This is a genomic window from Marinomonas sp. ABL3_031 (assembly GCF_056161265.1).
The window spans coordinates 51,893-74,498 of record NZ_JBSWYU010000008.1 but is presented as its reverse complement, the minus strand read 5'-3'; the positions used below and the strand labels follow the sequence as shown (position 1 = coordinate 74,498).

Here is a 22,606-nt window from a genome sequence, read left to right as displayed (position 1 = left end):
GGTCATAATAAAAATAATTGGAGACCAGCATGATTTTCGAAGGACAAGCAGTCAAGGTTGCAGTCGATGATGCAGGTGTGGCAACCGTCACTCTGGATTTGGCCGGTGAGTCGGTTAATAAATTTAACAGTCTTACGTTAAGCGAATTGGCAAAAGCTGTTGATACTCTTAAGCAAACTGACGATCTACAAGGCGTTGTTTTCGCTAGTGCAAAAGACGTGTTTGTTGTCGGTGCCGACATCACGGAATTTACCTCATGGTTCAAGTTGTCAGATGAAGAGTTGACTGACAAATTGCGCGATGCCCACAATATTTTCAACGATATTGCCAACTTACCTTGTCCAACCGTTGCCGCTATAAACGGTATCGCACTCGGTGGTGGTATGGAATTGGTGTTGTCTTGTGATTACCGCGTGATGGCTGACTCAGCGAAAATTGGTCTTCCAGAAACACAGCTAGGTATCTACCCAGGATGGGGCGGTACTGTGCGTTTACCTCGCCTGATTGGTGTCGATAATGCCTGTGAATGGATCTGTGGTGGTGCACAAAAACGCAGTGCTGATGCCATGAAAGATGGTGCGGTTGACGCGGTTGTTGCAGTAGATAAGGTTCAAGATTCTGCTCGTCATCTTGTTCAGCAGGTAATGGATGGCAAGCTAGATTACAAAGCGCGTCGTGAAGAACTTCGTGCTCCGATGGTATTCTCTCCGATTGAAAAGATGATGATTTTTGAGTCCGTTCGCGGTGTGGTTGGAGCCAAAGCTGGCAAACATTATCCAGCACCAATGGCAGCCATTAAAACCATGGAAAAAGGCATCAGTCAATCCATGGAAAAAGCCATTGAGACGGAAATTAAAGGTTTTATTAAGCTTGCCAAAGGGCCAGTGGCGAAATCTTTGGTGAACTTGTTCTTAAGTGATCAAGCCATTAAGAAAAGCGCCGGTAAAGTATCGAAAGGTGCGACGCCAGTGAAGCAGGCGGCGGTATTAGGGGCAGGTATCATGGGTGGCGGTGTGGCTTACCAGTCTGCTTCTAAAGGTACGCCTATTATCATGAAAGACATTCGCCAAGAAGCATTGGATCTTGGTTTGAGTGAAGCGAACAAATTGTTTAATGGCCAAGTTGAACGTGGCCGCTTGACTACAGATAAAGCGCTTAAAGCCATGAATGGCATTACCCCAGCCTTGAGCTACGGTGAGTTTGAGCAGGTTGATTTGGTGGTGGAAGCGGTTGTTGAAAACGTCAAGATTAAACAATCTGTCTTAGCAGAGGTAGAAGGCAAGATCGCCGATGACGCGATTTTGACATCGAATACGTCGACTATTTCCATTACTGAATTAGCGAAAGCACTAAAACGACCAGAAAACTTCTGTGGTATGCACTTCTTCAACCCTGTACATCGCATGCCGCTGGTGGAAGTTATCCGCGGTGAAAAAACCAGTGATGCCGCGATTGCTAAAACAGTGGCTTACGCGCAAGCCATGGGTAAAACCCCAGTGGTGGTAAACGATTGTCCAGGCTTCTTGGTAAACCGAGTTCTTTTCCCTTACTTCGCAGGTTTCTCTTTGATGATGCAAGAAGGGGCGGATTTCCAAGTGGTTGATAAGACTATGGAACGTTTCGGTTGGCCAATGGGGCCTGCTTACTTGCTTGATGTCGTGGGTGTGGATACCGCTTTTCATGCCGATCAGGTGATGGCGGATGGCTTCCCAGATCGTATGAAACACGAAGGCAAAAATGCCGTTGACCGTTTATTTGAGCTAGAGCGTTTTGGTCAGAAAAACGGTAAAGGTTTCTACACTTACGAGCCAGATCGTAAGGGTAAGCCGAAGAAAATTTTCAATGAAGAAATCAATGCTTTGCTTGCGCCCGTGGTGACTTCTAAAACGGAGCTGAGCGAAGACGATATTATCGCTCGTATGATGATTCCATTGTGTATCGAGACCGTGCGCTGCTTGGAAGAGAAGATTGTTTCTTCTGCTGCGGAAGCGGACATGGGGTTGATTTACGGTATTGGTTTTCCTCCCTACTTGGGGGGTGCTCTTCATTACTTGGATCAGATGGGACTGCAAGCATTCTGTGACCTTGCAGATAAATACAGCCACCTAGGTAAGTTGTACGAGCCAACCGCGACAATGCGTGAAATGGCGAAAAACAACGAAACTTACTACAGCGCTTAATTGCCCAAAGGAAGAGGAGAATCTCCATGAAACTGAATCCAAACGATGTCGTCATCATCGACGCAGTTCGCTCACCTATGGGCAAATCCAAAAATGGTGTGTTTCGTAACGTGCGCGCAGAAAATTTATCAGCAGGTCTAGTAAAGGCCTTGTTTAAACGCAATCCAAATGTGGATCCTAATGAGGTTGAAGATTTGATCTGGGGCTGCGTAAACCAAACCCTAGAGCAAGGTTTCAACATGGCGCGTGCGGTATCTTTGTTGGCGGGGTTGCCAATCACTTCAGCAGCGCAAACCGTGAACCGTCTGTGTGGTTCTTCCATGTCTGCAATTCATACGGCCGCTCAAGCCATCATGACAGGTCAGGGTGATGTATTTGTTGTCGGTGGTGTAGAGCACATGGGCCACGTTGGCATGATGCACGGTGTGGACGTAAACCCTGCTTTGTCCAAACACATGGCGAAAGCGTCCATGATGATGGGTGTGACAGCGGAAATGTTGGGCAAAATGCACGGTGTCAGCCGTGAAGCGCAAGATGAATTTGCCGTGCGTTCTCATCGTCTTGCTCATGAAGCCACGCTGCAAGGTCGTTTCGCTAATGAAATCGTTGCCTTAGAAGGTCATGATGCCGATGGCAACAAGGTACTTGTCGAAGTGGACGAAGTGATTCGTCCAGAAACCTCTATGGAATCTTTGGCGGGTTTGAAACCTGTTTTCATGCCAAAAGTCGGTACGGTAACCGCGGGTACTTCCTCTGCTCTGTCAGATGGTGCATCGGCAATGTTGATGATGTCTGCGCAAAAAGCGCAGGATCTAGGTTTAACGCCAATTGCCAAAGTACGCAGCATGGCAGTAGCGGGTTGTGATCCGGCGATCATGGGTTACGGTCCAGTACCAGCGACTAAGAAAGCATTAAAACGCGCAGGTTTGACCATTGATGATATCGATATGGTGGAAGTAAACGAAGCCTTCGCTGCGCAATCTATTCCAGTATTAAAAGATTTGAAACTACTGGATCTAGTGGATCAGAAAGTGAATTTAAACGGTGGCGCCATCGCTCTTGGACACCCATTGGGTTGTTCGGGGACGCGTATTTCCACCACTCTGCTTAACGTGATGCGTGATAAAGACGCAACACTCGGGCTTGCTACCATGTGCATCGGCATGGGGCAGGGCATTGCAACCGTTTTTGAACGAGTGTGATGCTGATAACTTATCGAATGCTACTTCGATAAAATTTATCTCTAACTTCTGTCTTTGCCCCACCTTGTGTGGGGCTTTTTTTGGCCTGTCTTTTTGTTTTACGCTGCCGCTTAATAGGGTGACTCGGTGACGATTCTGTATCATGATATTGATTTGTTAAAATGATTTTGTATTTAGGAGTGAGCGTGAAGATTGCCGTATTGGATGATTATCAAGACAGTGTTAAACATCTAGCCAGCTTCGCTTTGTTAAAAGATTATCAGGTGGCGGTGTTCAACCAAACTTTTAGCGAGGACGAGTTGGTCGAGAAGTTGAGCGATGTGGATATCTTGGTGCTGATCCGTGAGCGTACTGTTATCACCGAATCCTTGCTGCAACGCCTACCTAACCTCAAACTCATTAGTCAGACAGGTAAAGTCAGTAATCATCTAGAGCCTGCATTGTGTCACCAGTATGGCGTGGAAGTCGCGGAAGGCGTTGGTTCTCCAGTGGCACCGTCTGAGCTTTGTTGGGCTTTGATCATGGCTGCGAGTCGTCATATCCCAACCTATGTCGATCAGCTCCAACAGGGAGAGTGGCAATCGTCCAAAGCGCTCGGTTTGGGGCGAACACTTAATGGGCAAACCTTAGGTATCTGGGGCTATGGAAAGATAGGTCAACGTATTGCTCAATTTGCTAAAGTGTTTGCTATGCAGGTGATGGTTTGGGGCAGTGAAACCTCACGTCAAAAGGCCTTGGCGGATGGCTTCTTGGTCGCTGAGTCTAAGTCTCAATTCTTTCAATCGGCTGATATAGTGTCGCTGCATTTGCGTCTTAATCCGGTAACCAAATGCTGCGTAACAAGGGAAGATTTGGCATTAATGAAAGAAGATTCTTTGTTCGTCAACATCAGTCGTGCGGAGCTGGTTGAGTCGGGAGCTTTGTTTGATGAATTACGTCGTGTGCCAAGTAAACGCGCTGCTGTGGATGTGTATGAAAATGAGCCCGCAAATGCTCAAAATGAACCATTGTTAGGATTGCCTAATATCTTATGTTCACCTCATCTTGGCTATGTTGAGCGCAATAGTTATGAGTTGTATTTTAAGGCGGCTTTTGAAAATGCTGTGGCTTTTGCTAAGGGAAAGCCACAGCAACTTGTTGCTAAGAAATAGCCAAATACTACACTTTAAAACTGCCAACTTGTTTATTAAGCCCTTGATAAAGTTTTGAAATTTGGTCTGATTGGTTACTGATGAGTGAAGAAACTTCTTCAGCTCCATCCGTTTGTATTTTGAGAGAGGACAAGTTTTCATTAATGCTATTTGAGACGCTAGATTGTTCTTGCGTGGCTTGAGCGGTTTGAGCCGCCATATTTTGTACCTTTTCGAAAGATTCTTTTAACGCGTCGAAGGTGCGAATCACCTCATCAAAATTAGAGGCTGTATGGTTCACATTGGTTCGACTGCTTTGTGTCGCATTTAATGATTTCTTCACGTTGGCTTTAAGTCGATCAATCATGGTTTCTATTTCATCTGTACTGTCTTGCGTTCGTGTAGCAAGCGTACGGACTTCATCAGCAACTACCGCAAAACCTCTACCTTGTTCACCGGCTCTAGCTGCTTCTATGGCGGCATTCAAGGCTAAAAGATTAGTCTGTTCAGCAATATTACGTATCACTTCTAATACCGAGGCAATGGCTTCTGAACTCTCTTCTAATTCTTTGGCTCTGGTTAATGATTCTTCGATATCATCGATTAAGCCTGAAATAGCATCATGAGACGTTTTTACGGCTTCAATTCCTTGCTGAGTCAGGTTTGTTGAGGTCGTCGCTTCAGCAGCCGTTTCTGAGGCAGCACTTTCCATTTGTTGATTTGCCATATTCATTTCATGGCCTGCACTCACAATGGAGTCCGAAACTGTGCCTAAGGCTTCGGTGATCTGAGTGGTGTGTACAGACGCATTTTTTAATTCATGAGTCATTTTACCTAACGACGTTGATTGCTTGTGAATACTCGCGATGATGAGGCGAAGCTGCTCTACAAAGTCATCAAACTCTTTTGCTAAATCGCCTAATTCGTCTTTTGAGGTTGAATTAATTTTCTGGGTTAAATCGCCATCGCCTTCAGCAATTTCCTTGATGCGCTTGGTCATACTTCTCACATCTTTGGTCAGTTTAAGAGGAATAAAGTAGCCAAATGCCATGGCAATTAGAAAAGCGATGATAATAATAACCATCGCTATTTCTTGATAGGATCTCACTTTATCTTGGGTAAGCTGTTCAACCGTCCTAGAATAATTTCTTACGGTTTCACCTGCGACATCCAGCATGGTTCGAATGTCGCTAAAGGCTTTATCCGCAATGATAAAACTTTCCGAAAGCTGGATTTTATTTTCAATATTGGGAGAATTGATAAAGGCTTCGCTTTCTTGTAGCCACTCATTAAATAAGGTATCAAATTCTCTATATGGGTCGGTAAGAAATGTCTCTGAGACCAAAAGACTACGATAGGTATGGAAACGTTGTAATGCTTGCTGAGTATTTTCTATGAATAATTGCTTATTCTCCTCAATGGTGCCAATGCCGTTGATGATTTCTTGTTGGGCTAGTCTGGCTTGGTACAGATCCCTATCTGCATTGAGTACTTCAGCGATGGCTTCAATATAATTCTGTAAGTCTAAATCAGAGCCATATTTCTCTTCCATTTCATGAGTATGATCTCTTAACTTTTCTCCGGCCTCGTCGAGCATGTTGCGAATGACGGTAAATTTCTCATCGAGGTTTTGAAACTCTTGTGAAATAGTTATTTGAGCTTTTGAGGTAATGACTAACTGATTACTTGCCGACAGCCATCTGTTATAAAGTGCTTCAAATGTATTGAATGGCTCTGTTAATTGACTGGGTTCTCCTTCAAGGTGTTCTAGGTATAATTGAAAACGGTCATAAACTTGTTGGGCGTTTTCCTCATAATCTTGAAGATTTTGCTCTCTATCACCATCGTTTGCGTATAATTTTTCTTGTGCTAACCGAGCTTGATAAATATCGCGATCTGCGTTGAGTACTTCTGATATTGCTTCAAAATAGTGTTCTGTTTGTACACTCATTGAACGTTTTTGCAAATTGCTCATAAACATCATGAAAACAAATAGGGCCACTAAAATGAGAGCAAGAGATATGATTGGCATCATAACTTTTAATCGAATGGAGTGAATACGCATTGTCTTTCCTTTTACCTAGTCTTTTGGGTTGTACAAAAAATAGTCTAGGTAAGGGAAATAGATAATTCCAAAGTCGTTTTCAACTAATTCGTAAACTTTAGTAACAATAATAACGCCTTAGGAGTTTTACTTGTCATTTTGCTCTTTTAAATCTATTAATTTTATTATTTTCGATGCTTGGCGTTGCATAATGATTTCACCCTGTCGTATCGATAATAATACTTCTCCTTGACGACGAATGACGCTGTAATCGTCTCCACCCTCCAGTAGTATGCAGTTTGCTGTTTTGCCGACCTCAATGCCGTAATCATCCAAATATAAGGTTTTAGCGCTGTTTTCAGTAATAAGATTCAAGGCTTGTCGATAGTCCTGATAGCCCATCATTTGGCAGATATGCAGGGCAAAATCTAAGGTTCTCAATAGCTTGCCATTGCCCAAGGAATACCAAGGATCAAAGATGGAATCTTGCCCTAAGCAGACATTCATACCGGCTTCCAAAAGCTCTTTTACGCGAGTCACTCCACGACGTTTCGGAAAAGTATCAAAGCGGCCTTGCAGATGAATGCTTTCCGTTGGGCAAGAAATGAAATTGATGTTTGAATTTTTCAGTAAACGAAACAGCTTTGAACAATAGGCATTATCGTAGGAATGCATGGCGGTCGTGTGACTGGCGGTGACCTTATGGCCCATATCAAATCTAAGGGCTTCGTAGGCTAGGAATTCTAAAAAACGTGAGTTAGGGTCGTCAATTTCATCACAATGCACATCCACCAAGCGATCGTATTTTCGTGCTAAGCCAATTAACGTTTTGACGGATTCCTCGCCGAGTTCTCTGGTGTATTCGAAGTGGGGGATGCCGCCGACCACATCGGCGCCTATTTCCAGAGCTTGTTCCATCAAACTCAAACCGTTTGGGTAAGACAGCATGCCATCTTGTGGGAAAGCGACCACTTGAATATCGATTTTGTCTTTCAGTTCATCGCGAATGGCGCACAGTGTCTTGATGCCGATTAAGCTTGGGTCGGTAGTATCTGCGTGGGTACGAATAGCCTGTACGCCGTTTTGCACCAGCAATTCTATGGTCGATAAGACTCGACGACGGATGTCCGCTTCATCCAGCATGGGCTTACGTTGCCGCCAACGTTCGATGCCTTCGAATAGGGTGCCGCTTTGGTTCCACTCGGGCTCTCCGGCGGTGAGTGCGGCATCTAAATGTATATGAGGTTCCACAAAAGGCGCACAAAGTAGATTTTGTTGCGCGTCTAGTTGTTTTTCTGTGGCAGGGATAAGCTGAGTTTGTGAAGTGATTTTAGTGAACTTGCCGTGTTCAATATCCAGCGTGAAAAGTTCGGCTTGGTGGCGTAAACGGGCGTTTATAATTTGCATAAGTGTCCTTAATCCTCGGTCAAAACTCGATTTTGACCATCCAAATTATGATGATGAAATAAAATTTGCTCGATCAACAGAGCATTTTGTAGATTGAGTCGACTAAAAGGGTCTTGTAAAGAGTAGCCAAGTTTTTGCTCGATACGCCCTAAACGGTAACTCAAGGTATTGCGATGAAGGTCCATGGCATCGGCGGTTTGTTGTAAATGCCCAAAGTGGTTGAAATAGTGTTCAAGGGTGTTTTTCATTTCTAAACTGGCATTATCACGGCAAAAGCACAAATCTCCTAAATGCTGTTTGCAGAACTCGGCAAGCATATTACGTTGTGGAATGGCGGAAAATAATTGGGCTATACCCAGTTGCTCATAGAAAAACACTCTTTGATGGGGGTGTTTTATGGCAAATTGCAATGCTTGTCTGGCTTCTTCAGCCGCTTCGGATAAATTTTCTAATCCTTGTTTTTGGCTGCTGACTCCCATGCTCAAAGTCAAATCTGGAAAGCTCGATTCTAGTCGCTCACGCAGTTGTGAAAGATCTTCATACAATTCAGTTATTTCATTTTTTGGAGTTGGCCAGACCGCCAATAAGCCTTTTTCATCAGACAAAACCGGCCATTCAATATGACGGCGTTTTAACAAGGCTTCTAACGCTTGCTCAATGTGCTGATGTTGCTGAAGTTGTATGCTGGCAGAAGGGGCTTGCTTGTCATCCTTCAGACGATAACTCAATGTTAAACCAACGAACGCAGATTGACTGCTGATGCCAAGATCTTTGGCTCTTAAATGAATCAGTTCGGGGGCTTGTTGAAAGCCGTTAATGAGCTTACTTAAAAATAAGCGAACAGATTTTCCGAGTAAGTTATCTTGCACAATGGCGTTGCTGATGATTTCAGTGACCACCACCATTTTCAAATGGTAAGGTTGTTCAAACAAAGGTATCTGATAATGATTGGCTAATTCCAATACAGACTTAGGAATTTTTTGAATAAATTCCGGGCCAGTCAAGATGACCATACCAGCCACATGACTTTGCGCAGCCTCATGAATAAGCTGGCACAGGTTTGCTTCGTCTCGTGTGTGATTGATACCAGTAACAAATACCAATTCGCCGCCGCTAACCCATGCTTGAATGGATTCGTTTTCTGCAACATAAGGCCAACGCACTATGCGTTGGCCTCCAGTCAGCCCAGCTCGAAAGGTAATGCTTTCAAGACCAGGCAGTTTAGGGATATCGGCACAACTGATGCTCATGAATGCTTAATGGCCGCCTTTGATTGATTTTGTGTAATCATAGAGAGTACAGCATAGACTAGGACGGCAGTGACCACCCCCACAATAGGCGGCAATACTGGTGAAGTATAAGCCGCCGCCGAGGCGATAGCATAAGCCACTAAGCCAGGCCAATGGAAGGCGGGTAAATGACTGCCAGCAAGACTTGGGTATTGACCCTTATAGCGAATCCAGAAATCCGCCATGATAATGCCACCAATAGGTGGGATAAAAGTACCGAGTAAGATTAAAAAGGGAATCAAGAAGTTGTACATACCGAAAACGGCAAGTAGGGTACCAATGGCTGCGCCGACGACCGTGACCGTTCGGCGTTTATCAGTACGCAACAAATTACAGCCAGCCACGGCAAAGTTGTAAATGGTGTTGTCTTGTGTGGTCCAGATATTCATGAACAACATTAACACCGCCAGTACCAAAAAGCCTTGCGCTAACATGACATCCACAATATCAGCTTGTTGATAGATTAGCGTGCCCAATGCGCCAGTAAGCACCATAAGTCCATTACCAATGAAAAAGGCCGCCATGGTGGCGATAATGGCAACCTTACCGCTGCTGGCAAAACGACTCCAATTAGTCGCTTGCGTGCCGCCACTGATGAAAGTGCCAATTACTATGGTCACCGCAGCAGTGAAACTCAGGCTCTCTGTGGTTTCAATATTGAGTAAACCTGCCATACCGCCCACATCTACTAAGCCGGTATAAAGACTGATTAAAATAAAGATCAGCATCAGCGGCACAGCAAATCGTGACAAGATGTCCATGCCTTTGAAACCTATCATAGCGGTAATACAAAAGGCCATACCAAATAGGATCATCAAAGGGGTTTGCCAGCTTTCGGTAATACCAGTGACTTTCACAAGCACAATGGCCAGAGTGGCAGTTCCCCAAGCGTACCAACCTATTTGAGTGAAGCCCAATACGAAGTCCGATAATTTACTGCCAATTTCACCAAAACAATAACGTCCCATCAGCACGCTGTTTAATCCGCTTTTAAAGGCAATATAAGCAAGCACAGAGGCGTAAGCGCCAAGTAAGAAATTGCCTAGTAAAATCACCCACAAGAGTTCAGAGAAAGAAAAGGCTTTACCTAAGGTTCCTCCAGCCCACATGGTGGCAGTGAAAAAGGTAAAACCCAGCAACACAAACGCCATAGGCAATAAGCCTCGACGTGCACTTTGTGGAACTTCAGATAACGGATAATCAGATTGATTCATTACACTCTCCTAATGCATCTTATGGATACTTACACATTAGTGATAAGCAACTTATGAACCAGTTTTTTAGATGAAGAGAAGATCGAAAGATTTTTGGCAATATAACCAATAAATGTTCAATCATCTTAGGCAAACTAGACAACTTTCTTCTATCTTGCTCTTATTGTCGTGAACAAATACGCTTTTTCAGTGCACTGATTTATCACTCAGATTGGTGCATAACTATTGCGTAATTAGTTTTTATTTATTGGAAAGTATTTTTCGATAGTTTTATAAATGTCCTAATGATGTGAGGAAAGCCGATTACATCCATTTGTTAGCAGCAGTCCTGAGTGGTCAGCAACTTGGGAAAACAAAAAAGTAGGAGAAGGTTATGTCTAATGAAAGCAAATGCCCATTTCACCATGGGGCTGGAATGGCAACGCAAACAGCAGGACGTGGTACCAGTAACAAAGATTGGTGGCCAAATCAGTTGAATCTTAACATTCTGCACCAACACACCAAAGAATCGAACCCAATGGGGAGCGATTTTAACTATGCTGAGGCCTTTATTAGCCTGGACCTTGAAGCAGTACGACAAGATCTGTATGCCTTGATGACAGATTCTCAAGAATGGTGGCCAGCAGATTACGGACACTATGGTCCTTTCTTTATTCGTATGGCTTGGCACAGTGCCGGTACTTACCGAACTGCTGATGGCCGTGGTGGCGCTACGTCAGGTACCCAACGTTTCGCACCACTTAACAGCTGGCCAGATAACGTTAACCTAGATAAAGCTCGTCGTCTTTTATGGCCAATTAAACAAAAATACGGTCGCAAGATTTCTTGGGCAGACTTAATGATTCTTGCAGGTAATTGCGCGTTGGAATCCATGGGCTTTAAAACCTTTGGCTTTGCAGGTGGCCGTGTGGATGTATGGGAGCCAGAAGACGATATTTACTGGGGAACGGAAACCACTTGGTTGGATGACGAACGTTATTCAGGTGAGCGTGATCTGGAAAACCCTTTGGCGGCGGTGCAAATGGGCTTAATTTACGTTAACCCTGAAGGGCCAAATGGCAAACCTGATCCTTTGGCGTCGGCATTTGATATTCGTGACACTTTTGAACGCATGGCGATGAATGATGAAGAAACCGTTGCTTTGGTTGCTGGTGGTCACACTTTTGGTAAAACTCATGGTGCCGGTGATGCGGCTCAAGTTGGTCCAGATCCAGAAGCGGCAGACATTGCCGAACAAGGTTTTGGCTGGCGCAACAGTCAGGGCAGTGGTCATGGTATCGATACCATTTCCAGTGGATTGGAAGGGGCTTGGACGCCGAATCCTATTCAATGGGACAACGGTTATTTTGACACCTTGTTGAACAATGAGTGGGAGCTAACCACTAGCCCAGCAGGGGCGACGCAATGGACACCAAAAGGTGGCGCTCTAGCCGATGCTGTGCCCGATGCACATGATGCAACAAAACGTCATGCGCCTATGATGTCGACCGCTGACATGGCACTAAAAGTAGATCCTGTCTACGCAGAAATTTCGCAACGCTTCTACGAGAACCCAGATCAGTTAGCGGATGCTTTTGCCCGTGCTTGGTTTAAGTTAACTCACCGTGATATGGGGCCGATTGAGCGTTACCTAGGACCTTTGGTGCCAAGTGAGGAATTGATTTGGCAAGATCCTATCGAAAAAAGTACGCATTCTGTCATAGATCAAAACGATATTGCTTCTTTAAAGGAAAAGATTTCTCAAAGCGGTCTATCGGTTGCACAAATGGTATCAACAGCTTGGGCATCGGCGTCTACTTACCGTGGTTCTGACATGCGTGGTGGTGCAAATGGCGCTCGTATCCGTCTGGCACCGCAAAAAGATTGGGCGGTTAATGAACCTGCTAAATTGGCACTTGTGTTAGGAGAATTAGAAGCCATACAAGCGGAATTCAACCAAGTGAAGACCAGTGGTAAACAGGTTTCTTTGGCCGACTTAATTGTGTTAGCAGGTTCTGTTGGTGTGGAAAAAGCCGCCAAAGCAGCGGGTTACGATATTGAGGTGCCATTTACACCGGGTCGTGGTGACGCAACGCAAGAACAGACAGATGTGGAATCCTTTGCTGTTTTAGAGCCTTTGGTGGATGGTTTCAGAAATTACCAAAAAGCCAAATTTACTGTGTCCACAGAAGAGTTTTTGTTAGACAAAGCGCAGTTGTTGACATTATCTGCTCCTGAAATGACGGTTTTATTAGGCGGTTTGCGAGTGTTAGGTGTCAATCATGCGGGTTCTGAGGAAGGTGTTTTAACGGCAAGAACAGCGGTATTGAGCAATGACTTTTTTATGAATTTGCTTGATATGGGAACCCAATGGGTGGCGACTTCGGATGAAGAAATGACGTTTGAAGGTCGCGATCGTCGTACCGGTGCCAAACGTTGGACAGCGACTCGTGCGGATTTAATTTTCGGCTCGAACTCGCAATTACGTGCTATTGCTGAAGTGTATGCTTGCTCTGATTCACAAGATGATTTTGTGAAGGATTTCGTAGCAGCATGGACGAAAGTAATGGAGCTGGATCGATTCGATCTAGCTTAACTCCTAGCGTTACCACGCTCAGCCCTACTACTGTGAAGTAGTGGGGCTTTTTTATGGAATGTTATCGACCCAACTGTGTCATCATGCTTTTGTCATCTTCTCTGATTAATCTGTTATTTTTTTGATGCGAGACGCCAATGAAGTTTGAAGGTTTGTATGCATTAGCCTTAATGGAAGGTATCAAAGGGGTGATTGCCCTAGTGCTTGTTGTAATAGTGCACTGTTTATCAGGACAAGATTTGCACACTGTGGTACTGGAAAAGATGCTGTCTCTGGGAATATCAAAACAGAGTCATTATGCGCAATGGGTGCTGATGTTGGCTGATAGTGTTTCACAAGGACGTATTCCTATGTTTACTTATTTGGCACTCTTATACGCCAGTTTTCGCTTTGTCATGGCATACGGACTCTGGTTTCACCTTCGTTGGACAGAATGGTTCGCTTTTGTGAGTGGTTGTTTGTATATCCCATTTGAGCTCTATGCTATTTATCAAGATGTGAACAAACTCAGTAATTGGATGATTTTACTTTTTAACCTTATGGTCGTGAGTTATTTATTTTGGGTATTAAAACGTGACAAACCCAAGTCGACTTGGCAGGCGATTTAGTTGAATTTTTCTAGATGTGTCTAGAAGAGTTCGCTCAACATAAAGGCAGATCTATCGTCTATCGGTTTGCCTTAATGTTTCCAGGCGATCTGTTTTGCATCCCCTATTTGGCCGTCAGCATTCAATCGATATGCCAGTGATACCAACAGTGTTTGTGCCAGTGTCATAGATGAGGTCAGCGAGCGAAAGCCCATGACTTCTGCTTCTTTAATATCAAAACACACATCTGACATGGCCGCTAGCGGGCTAATTTTACTGTCTGTGATGGCAATGACTTTGGCTCCAGCCGCGTAAGCGTATTCACTTACCGTGACGGTTTCTTGTGCATAAGGACTAAAGGTGGTCGCTATGATCACATCATCTTTGCGAATATTACTGGCTTGTTCAACCAACATACCACCGCCACCATCGATAAGGTGTGTGCTTTTATTGAGGTGACGTAAGCTGTAGGCAAAATAACTGGAAATGGGAAATGCCCGACGTAAGCCGATCAAATAAATGTTTTGTGCATGTTCAAGCATATCTACCGCGGCATTTAAGGTATCGGGAGAAAATTGATGAGCCATATGACTCATGGAAAATGCGTTATTGCCACTAAATTCACTCAGCACATCACTGGCATTGATATTATTACCAGCGGTTTTTTTATTCATTTTTACGCGTTCGCTGTAGCTAGCGGTTGAGGTTTGTTCTACCAAGGATTGACGAAACAGGTTTTGCATTTCACTAAAGCCATTGTATTCAAATGCCGCTGCAAAACGCACCAGAGTAGAAGGTGGGACGCCGCATTGTTGAGCAAGGTTGGCGACCGTTTCTAAAGCAACTGTGTTGGGATGCTCTAATAGAAAGCGCGCAACTTGCTGCAAACGTTTGGATAAATTGTCGTAGTTTCGACTGATGGCTTGTTGTAACTGTTCAAGACTGGAAGGTGCGGCCAAAGTAGCTCTCCTTATGATGATTTTTTATATGGGGATGCTGACTATGGGCATTCCGATGTAGGTCATTGCCGAATGATTTCTTCTATTGGATAAGGTTAGGGCAATGAAACGACAGATTCTCTAAAAGCAAATTTTAGAACCTGTGTTTCAAAAAAGCAAATAAAACGAAAGGCCTGTTTTAAAATTTATTGTTTTCTAACTGACTGTTTTTTAAACACTAAATTAATTTTTTTTAAGCATGAAAAAGAAATGCGCGAAAAAAATCAAAATATTTTTTTTATTTCTTGAATTTTTTGAAATAAATATTCTATTATTGTTCTGTTGTTGAAATAAACGATAAATATAAAAACAAACTTTGTTTCGGAGCAGGTAAAAATGCCACCGCTGAGCAAGATACAGATACAACACGGTATTCACCAAAAGTGGGTCCTGTTTAGAGGTAAGAGTCGATGTTTAAGCAACTATCTGGGCAGCTAAGAGTGGGTATGGTTGGATCAGGATACATGGGGAAAGCACATGCGATTGCTTATCGTAACGCTATGGCGGCTTTCGAGATTTCCAACCAGTCTCTCATTTGTGACATGCTAGCAGACGCCACACCTGAATTGGCGGAGAAAAAAGCGGCTGAACTTGGTTTTATGCGCTCTACTGGTGACTGGAAAGCGTTAGTGGCAGATCCACAAATTGACGTGGTTGATATTTGTGCACCGAACTTTCTTCATAAAGAGATTGCCTTAGCGGCTATTGCCAAGGGCAAACATGTATACAGTGAAAAGCCGTTGGCGTTGAGTTTAGCTGACGCCAAGTTGATGACTGAAGCTGCAGAGGCGGCAGGCGTAAAAACATTGGTAGGTTTTAATTATGTCAAAAACCCTACCGTGCAATTTATTAAACAGCTTATTGAACGTGGTGATTTGGGCGACATAGTGCATTTTCGTGGCGTCTTTAATGAGGATTATTTAGCCAATGCCGACTTGCCATTTAGTTGGCGTTTACAAAAAGAATTTGCCGGAACGGGCTCTCTTAACGATTTAGGTTCACACCTAGTGCAACTGGCTTTACATCTGGTTGGGCCAATCAGCGAATTGTGTGCCGATTTAAAAATTGTTCATCAGCAGCGTCCTGTTGAGACTTCCAATATGAATAGCACTGCCAAAGGTCTGGTCGAAAATGACGATCAAGCCCATATGATGGTGCGTTTTGCTAATGGTGCTCAAGGTACGTTAGAAACCTCTCGTGTGGCGTGGGGTAGAAAGAATGGTTTGTCATTTGAGCTGACGGGCACCAAAGGCAGCGTGATGTTTGATCAGGAAAGGTTGTCTGAATTTTCACTTTACTTGGTGGATGACCGACCTGATGTGCAAGGTTTTAGACGAGTATTAGCTGGCCCCGAACATCCAGACTACGCAGCATTTTGTGTGTCTGCTGGGCATGGTTTGGGCTTCAATGATATGAAAGCGGTTGAAATTCGTGACCTCTATGAGGGCATTGTGCATGGTCAAACCCTGTGGCCAGATTTCAGAGCGGCAGCTCAGGTCAATCTAATACTTGATGATGTGCTTAAGTCATACGAAGGAAATGCTTGGGTCAAGGTTGAACAATATGATGGGGATCGATAATGAAAAATAAGAATCTGGATGTCATCTGTTTAGGTCGTGCGGCGGTGGATTTGTATTCCGAACAAATCGGTGCGCCACTTGAGGATGTCAGTAGCTTTAAAAAGTACCTAGGTGGTTCGTCAGCGAACATTGCCTTTGGTACGGCTCGAATGGGCTTGAAGTCAGCCATGTTGACGCGTGTGGGTGATGAGCACATGGGGCGTTTTGTGCGCAATGAGTTGGCCCGTGTTGGTGTTGACGTTTCTCATACCATTACCGATCAAGAGCGTTTAACTGGTTTGGTGCTACTGGGCATTAAAGACCAAGATACTTTCCCGCTTATTTTTTATCGTGAAAATTGCGCCGACATGGCCATTTCAGAAGAGGATTTTGATGAGGATTTCATTGCCTCATCAAAAGCTTTATTGATTACGGGTACGCATTTTTCTACTGAGTCTACCGACAAAACGGCACGCAAGGCCATTGAGTACGCCAGAGCTAATGATACCAAAGTCATCATCGACATAGACTATCGACCCGTGCTTTGGGGTTTGACGGGGCGTGGTGAAGGAGAAAATCGCTTTGTTTCTGATGATGCTGTTACTGAACACATCATGTCTATTATGCCTCTGTGTGATTTGATCGTAGGCACTGAAGAAGAGTTTCATATTGCGGGTGGATGTGAGGACACTATTGAGTGTTTGAAACGCATTCGCAAAGTATCGTCTGCTGAATTAGTCGTAAAACGTGGTGCTTTGGGATGTTCAGTATTTAAAGATGCCATCCCCGAAACCTTAGATGAGGGTATTACTCGTTACGGTGTGACCGTGGAAGTACTTAATGTATTAGGGGCTGGGGATGCTTTCTTAAGTGGTTATTTGCGTGGCTGGATCAATCAAGAAAGTACTGAAAACGCCTGTGATTACGCGAATGCTTGTGGGGCGATTGTGGTATCGCGTCATGGTTGCGCACCGGCCATGCCAAGTTTAGAAGAGTTGGATTATTACTTGATCCATCGTGATGAAATTCCACGTCCAGACTTGGACCCAGTGTTGAACTATTTGCATCGCGTGACTACTCAGCGCTTAGAGCGCCAAGGGGAAGATAAAGATTGGCAAGACATGTGTATTCTGGCCTTTGATCACAGACGTCAGTTCGTCGATATGTGCCGTGAAGCCGGTGCGCCTATTTCACGTATCAGTAAAGCGAAAGAGTTGATTTTGCAAGCCGCTTACGAAGGCGCGCAAACCTTAGGCGACAGTGTTGGTGGAACCGGCATCTTGGCGGATGGCACCTTTGCACAAAATGTGTTGAATGACATTACCGGTAAGGATCATTGGATTGCTCGTCCGGTCGAAATGCCAAGCAGTCGCCCGATACGCTTTGAACTGGGTAACAATGTGGGCCAAGCCATTGCGACCTGGCCTGCCAATCACATCGTCAAATGTTTGGTCTTCTATCACCCAGATGACGAAGTGAATCTACGTAGTGAGCAAGAACAAAAAGTCATGGACTTGTATCGCGCTTGTTGTACCACTGGGCATGAGTTGTTGTTGGAGATTATTCCGCCCGCGGGTTCCGATGTAGACGATGAGACTTTGTCTCGCTCTATTGAGCGTTTCTACAATCTTGGAGTGTTCCCTGACTGGTGGAAACTGCCTTCACCAAGTAAGGCTGCTTGGCACAACATAGACAAGATTATCAAAGCTCGTGCACCTTATTGCCGTGGCGTGGTGTTACTTGGCTTGGATGCGCCGGTAGAAGAATTGAAAGCGGGTTTCTATGCGGCAGCGGGTCAAGAAGTATGTAAAGGCTTTGCTATTGGACGCACCATTTTTTCAGCGCCAACCAAGGCATGGCTAAGAAACGACATTAACGATGCGGAATTTGTCGCTCAAGTGAAGAGCAACTATCTTGAGATGAGCGAATATTGGCGTCAGCGTAACGAAGCGGGTAAGTCCCTTTAATCACCCGCTAACGGAGGCATAAAAATGGAAACAATTCGTTTAACCATGGCACAAGCCTTGGTAAAGCATTTGCAAGCGCAATATACCCTGATAGATGGTAAAGAAGTGCCTTTATTTGGTGGTGCTTGGGCGATTTTTGGTCACGGCAATGTAGCCGGGATCGGGGAAGCATTGGCGCAAGTAAAAGAAGAATTTACCACCTTTCGTGCGCACAATGAACAAGGTATGGCATTGGCTTCATGTGCTTTTGCGAAACAACATAGACGTCAGCGTATTATGGCTTGCACCACGTCGATTGGACCGGGTGCTCTGAACATGGTCACAGCGGCAGGTTTGGCCATGGCCAACCGTTTACCTGTATTGTTTTTACCGGGGGATGTGTTTGCTACGCGAACGCCAGATCCTGTGCTTCAGCAAGTGGAACATTTCAATGATCCTGGTATGTCGGTAAACGATAGTTTCCGTTCTGTGTCACGATACTTTGACCGTATTAATCGTCCTGAACAGTTGATTACCAGTTTGCCTGTGGCAATCAATACTATGTTGGATCCGATTTCCTGTGGCCCAGCCACCCTTGCTTTGCCGCAAGATGTGCAGGCCATGGCTTACGATTATCCGCTTAGCTTCTTTGCTAAAAAGGTACATGGTTTGCGTCGCAATCGTGCTGATGTACAACAGTTATCTAATGCGATTGAGGCCATTAAGCAAGCAAAGAAACCTTTGATGGTGATAGGTGGTGGTGCGCATTACAGTCACGCTTTGCCAGAAATCAAAGCCTTCGTTGAAAAACATGGCGTGCCAGCCTGTGAAACGCAAGCGGGTAAGGGCGCTTTGCCGTGGGATCATCAATGGAATTTGGGCTCAGTAGGGGTAACAGGTTCCAGTGCGGCGAATGCGGCGGCGCAAGAAGCCGACTTGGTCATTGCCGTGGGCACTCGTTTGCAAGACTTTACCTCGGCGTCTCGTACCTTGTTTGCCAATCCAGACTGCACCTTGTTGAGCCTCAATACCGCGCCTTTTGATGCAGAAAAGCACAATGCTTTGCCATTGGTGGCGGACGCGAAAAGCAGCTTACAAGAGATGCAAGCGGATTTGTCTGCTTGGCAGAGTGATCAGGCATGGCAAACACAAGTCTTGGATTGGAATAAAGCTTGGTTAGCCGCCGTAGACAAGGCGACTGCTCTGCCACAACAGGCGAGTGATAGCACTTATTTGCCTACTGATGCCAACGTGATTGGCGTCATCAACCGTCAGGTGCAAGCCAATACCACCATAGTGCAAGCTGCCGGTGGTCTACCAGGTGAGTTGCATAAGTTGTGGCGTACCTCAGATGACTTGGGTTATCACGTGGAATATGGCTTCTCCTGCATGGGATATGAAATTGCGGGTGGCATGGGCGTGAAGATGGCCTCACCTGAGCGTGATGTCATTGTGATGGTCGGTGATGGTAGCTATTTGATGCTGAATTCTGAAATTGCGACGTCCGTCATGTTGGGTTTGAAACTCACCATAGTGGTGTTGGATAACCGTGGTTATGCCTGTATTAACCGTTTGCAAAATGCCTGTGGTGGTGAGTCGTTCAACAATCTACTACAAGATTGTCATACGGTGGAAGCGGGAGCACCAAAAACCGATTTTGCAGCGCATGCTAAAGCCTTGGGGGCTGAGTCTGAACAGGTAGCCTGTCTGGCAGAATTAGAAACCGCATTAGAGCGCGCACGAGCCAGCGACAAAACTTATGTAATCGCCATTGATACTGACCCAATGCCAAGTACGCAAGAAGGTGGTGCTTGGTGGGATGTGGCTGTACCTGAGGTTTCGAGCAGACAGCAAGTAGTGGACGCTGAGCGTAACTACCAAGCGGCAAAACAAAAACAGCCTTATTAAATATTGAGACGATTTAGGGAGCAATCAGATGAACAAAAATAACAACGCAGCAACCGCTTCTAATGTTCGAATTGGCATTAATCCGCTGACTTGGACAAACGACGACTTGCCTTCATTGGGTGCCGATACGCCTTTGGAAGTCTGTTTGAGTGAAGCCCGCCAGGCTGGCTACTCAGGTATTGAATTGGGCAATAAATTTCCTCGTGATCCCGCAGTACTGGGGCCAATTTTGCAAGAGCACGATTTGTCTTTGGTGTCAGGCTGGTATAGCGCGCGTTTGATGGAGCGCAGTGCTGAAGAAGAAATTGCCGCCATGCAAGATCATCTTAACCTGCTTAAAGCATTAGGTTCTGATGTCATGGTGTTTGCCGAAGTCACCAATTGCATTCACGGTGATCAGTCGGCGCCTTTGTCGCAACGCCCAGGCATGACGGAGGCACAATGGGTTGAGTACACTAAGCGTATTACCCAAGTGGCGGATTACATGGCAGAACAGGGGGTTAAATTGGCTTACCATCATCACATGGGCACTGTCATTGAAACCGCCGAAGAAGTGGATAAGTTAATGGCCATGACGGGTAACAATGTCGGGCTTTTATTAGACACAGGTCACATCACCTTTGCTGGTGGTAATCCTCTTGAAATGGCTAAGAAACATGCTAAACGTATTGTTCATGTGCATTGCAAAGACATTCGCCCTAGCGTTTTGCAGGACAATTTAAATCGTGACAGTGCCTTCTTGAATGCAGTATTGGACGGCGTTTATACCGTACCAGGTGATGGCAGCATTGATTACGCGCCAATTTTTGATGTGCTAAAGAGCGTCGATTATCAAGGTTGGGTCGTCGTGGAAGCGGAGCAAGATCCGGCGATTGCGCATCCATTGACCTATGCAACCATGGGGTATCAGTACTTATCGAGCAATCTGCAACAAGCAGGGTTTGCGATTTAGGTCAAGCTGATCGCACTTTTGATAACAGCAGGGGCATCGTCGAAGGTGCTCTGTTTACCGAATTGATGAATGAAAGAGAGAAGGTTTATGTCTAGTTCAAACACACTGATGGGTAATTTTATTGATAATCAGTTTGTACCCAGCACATCTGCTCGTAATGCCAATGTATTTAATCCAGCCACTGGTGATGTATCACTGCAGGTGTCGTTGAGCACGGTAGCGGAAACGGAAGCGGCGATTGCTTCTGCGCAAACCGCATTTGCAACCTGGTCTCAAGTGACACCGCTGAATCGTGCTCGAGTATTGTTTAAGTTTAAAGCCTTAGTAGAAGCCAATAGCCATGAGTTGGCCGAATTGATTTCCAGTGAACACGGTAAGGTTTATTCCGATGCGTTAGGAGAGTTGACTCGTGGTTTGGAAGTGGTGGAATTTGCTTGTGGTATTCCACATTTGCAAAAAGGTGAACACAGCCTCAATGTGGGTCGTGGCGTCGACAGTTACAGTCTGATGCAGCCACTGGGTGTGTGTGCGGGTATCAGCCCATTTAACTTCCCCGCTATGGTGCCAATGTGGATGTTCCCTGTGGCAATTGCCTGTGGTAACACTTTTGTGATGAAACCATCGGAAAAAGATCCAAGTACCATTATGCGTTTGGCAGAATTGCTAAAAGAAGCCGGTTTACCAGAGGGTGTGTTTAACGTGGTGAATGGTGACAAAGAGTCGGTGGATGTTTTACTAACCGATGAACGAATCCAGTCTGTTAGCTTTGTCGGTTCTACCCCGATTGCAGAATACATCTATGCCACTGCCAGTGCACACGGTAAACGTGTACAAGCGCTTGGTGGTGCGAAAAACCATATGTTGGTGATGCCTGATGCGGATCCAAACCAAGTGGTGAACTCCTTAATGGGAGCGGCTTACGGTTCTGCGGGTGAGCGTTGTATGGCGATCTCAGTAGCGGTTTGTGTTGGTGATGAAGTGGCGGATAACTTGATTGCCAAACTGCAACAAGAGATTTCGACCATGACAGTTGGCCCAGGCTTGTATAAGAACTTTGGCTTAGACGAAGAGCCTCATATGGGACCGCTGATCAGTAAAGAGCATGCGCAAAAAGTACGTGACTATATCACTTCTGGCGAAGAAGAAGGTGCCACCTTGGTGGTAGATGGTCGTCAGTTTGTGCGTAAAAATCATGAGCAAGGTTATTTTGTTGGCCCAACCTTATTCGACCATGTCACAGATAACATGCGTATTTATAAAGAAGAGATCTTTGGCCCAGTTTTGTCTGTGGTTCGTGTGAATTCTTATGAAGAAGGTTTGGCTCTGATCAACCAACACGAATACGGTAATGGTACGGCCATCTTTACTCGTGATGGGGATACGGCACGTCAGTTTACTGAGAAAGTACAAGTAGGCATGGTTGGGGTCAATGTGCCGATTCCTGTGCCAATGGCTTTCCACAGTTTTGGCGGTTGGAAGCGTTCCTTGTTTGGTCCTTTACATATGCATGGTCCAGACGGTGTGCGTTTCTACACTCGTATGAAGACAGTGACAGCACGCTGGCCAACTGGTTTACGCGCTGGTCCAGAATTTTCTATGCCAACCATGAAGTAAT

The 22,606-nt window shown here is 45.1% G+C and carries 15 protein-coding genes; 10 read left to right on the top strand and 5 right to left on the bottom strand.

What is annotated here, in order from left to right:
- Positions 1-29: 29 nt before the first annotated feature.
- The 3 genes from fadB (at position 30) to ACXAH2_RS10380 (ending at position 4,533) form a co-directional block, all read left to right on the top strand.
- The gene (gene fadB, locus ACXAH2_RS10390; RefSeq protein ID WP_475078346.1) at positions 30-2,180 is read left to right on the top strand and encodes a fatty acid oxidation complex subunit alpha FadB; all 2,151 of its coding nucleotides are present in this window, start codon (positions 30-32) and stop codon (positions 2,178-2,180) included.
- 26 nt (positions 2,181-2,206) lie between these two features.
- A complete protein-coding gene (gene fadA / locus ACXAH2_RS10385) occupies positions 2,207-3,382 on the top strand; it encodes an acetyl-CoA C-acyltransferase FadA (protein ID WP_475078345.1) in 1,176 nt (391 codons plus the stop codon).
- A gap of 185 nt (positions 3,383-3,567) precedes the next feature.
- Positions 3,568-4,533 (top strand): D-2-hydroxyacid dehydrogenase family protein, encoded by a 966-nt coding sequence (locus ACXAH2_RS10380; protein ID WP_475078344.1) that lies wholly within the window; start codon positions 3,568-3,570, stop codon positions 4,531-4,533.
- Between the two features lie 7 nt (positions 4,534-4,540).
- Here the strand turns inward: ACXAH2_RS10380 and ACXAH2_RS10375 are convergent, their stop codons facing one another.
- The 4 genes from ACXAH2_RS10375 to codB all read right to left on the bottom strand — a co-directional run bounded on the left by ACXAH2_RS10375 (position 4,541) and on the right by codB (position 10,466).
- Positions 4,541-6,577, bottom strand: a complete 2,037-nt coding sequence (locus ACXAH2_RS10375) for a methyl-accepting chemotaxis protein (RefSeq protein ID WP_475078343.1) — start codon at positions 6,575-6,577, stop codon at positions 4,541-4,543.
- A gap of 126 nt (positions 6,578-6,703) precedes the next feature.
- A complete protein-coding gene (gene codA, locus ACXAH2_RS10370) occupies positions 6,704-7,963 on the bottom strand; it encodes a cytosine deaminase (RefSeq protein ID WP_475078342.1) in 1,260 nt (419 codons plus the stop codon).
- 8 nt (positions 7,964-7,971) lie between these two features.
- Positions 7,972-9,213 (bottom strand): PucR family transcriptional regulator, encoded by a 1,242-nt coding sequence (locus ACXAH2_RS10365; RefSeq protein ID WP_475078341.1) that lies wholly within the window; start codon positions 9,211-9,213, stop codon positions 7,972-7,974.
- Positions 9,210-10,466 carry a cytosine permease gene (gene codB / locus ACXAH2_RS10360; RefSeq protein WP_475078340.1) on the bottom strand — a complete coding sequence of 419 codons (1,257 nt, stop codon included), beginning with the start codon at positions 10,464-10,466 and terminating at the stop codon, positions 9,210-9,212. The genes ACXAH2_RS10365 and codB overlap by 4 nt, the downstream gene beginning before the upstream one ends.
- Before the next feature lie 373 nt (positions 10,467-10,839).
- On the opposite strand from codB, the gene katG reads away from it, so the two are divergent.
- A complete protein-coding gene (katG, locus tag ACXAH2_RS10355) occupies positions 10,840-13,041 on the top strand; it encodes a catalase/peroxidase HPI (RefSeq protein ID WP_475078339.1) in 2,202 nt (733 codons plus the stop codon).
- 137 nt (positions 13,042-13,178) lie between these two features.
- Positions 13,179-13,649: a DUF2127 domain-containing protein gene (locus ACXAH2_RS10350; protein WP_475078337.1), complete on the top strand. Its 471-nt coding sequence runs from the start codon at positions 13,179-13,181 to the stop codon at positions 13,647-13,649.
- Between the two features lie 71 nt (positions 13,650-13,720).
- On the opposite strand, the gene ACXAH2_RS10345 is transcribed toward ACXAH2_RS10350, so the two are convergent.
- Complete coding sequence (locus ACXAH2_RS10345) at positions 13,721-14,587, bottom strand: MurR/RpiR family transcriptional regulator (RefSeq protein ID WP_475078336.1); 867 nt, start codon at positions 14,585-14,587, stop codon at positions 13,721-13,723.
- A gap of 449 nt (positions 14,588-15,036) precedes the next feature.
- On the opposite strand from ACXAH2_RS10345, the gene ACXAH2_RS10340 reads away from it, so the two are divergent.
- From ACXAH2_RS10340 to ACXAH2_RS10320, 5 genes are all read left to right on the top strand, one after another.
- Positions 15,037-16,206 carry a Gfo/Idh/MocA family protein gene (locus ACXAH2_RS10340; RefSeq protein WP_475078335.1) on the top strand — a complete coding sequence of 390 codons (1,170 nt, stop codon included), beginning with the start codon at positions 15,037-15,039 and terminating at the stop codon, positions 16,204-16,206.
- Positions 16,206-18,152, top strand: a complete 1,947-nt coding sequence (locus ACXAH2_RS10335; RefSeq protein ID WP_475078334.1) for a bifunctional 5-dehydro-2-deoxygluconokinase/5-dehydro-2-deoxyphosphogluconate aldolase — start codon at positions 16,206-16,208, stop codon at positions 18,150-18,152. Before ACXAH2_RS10340 ends, ACXAH2_RS10335 begins: the two co-directional genes overlap by 1 nt.
- A gap of 24 nt (positions 18,153-18,176) precedes the next feature.
- Positions 18,177-20,039, top strand: a complete 1,863-nt coding sequence (gene iolD, locus ACXAH2_RS10330; protein WP_475078333.1) for a 3D-(3,5/4)-trihydroxycyclohexane-1,2-dione acylhydrolase (decyclizing) — start codon at positions 18,177-18,179, stop codon at positions 20,037-20,039.
- Positions 20,040-20,067: 28 nt separating this feature from the next.
- Positions 20,068-20,991, top strand: a complete 924-nt coding sequence (gene iolE / locus ACXAH2_RS10325) for a myo-inosose-2 dehydratase (protein WP_475078331.1) — start codon at positions 20,068-20,070, stop codon at positions 20,989-20,991.
- 87 nt (positions 20,992-21,078) lie between these two features.
- On the top strand, positions 21,079-22,605 hold the full coding sequence (locus tag ACXAH2_RS10320; protein ID WP_475078330.1) for a CoA-acylating methylmalonate-semialdehyde dehydrogenase: 1,527 nt from the start codon (positions 21,079-21,081) through the stop codon (positions 22,603-22,605).
- Position 22,606 lies beyond the last annotated feature (1 nt).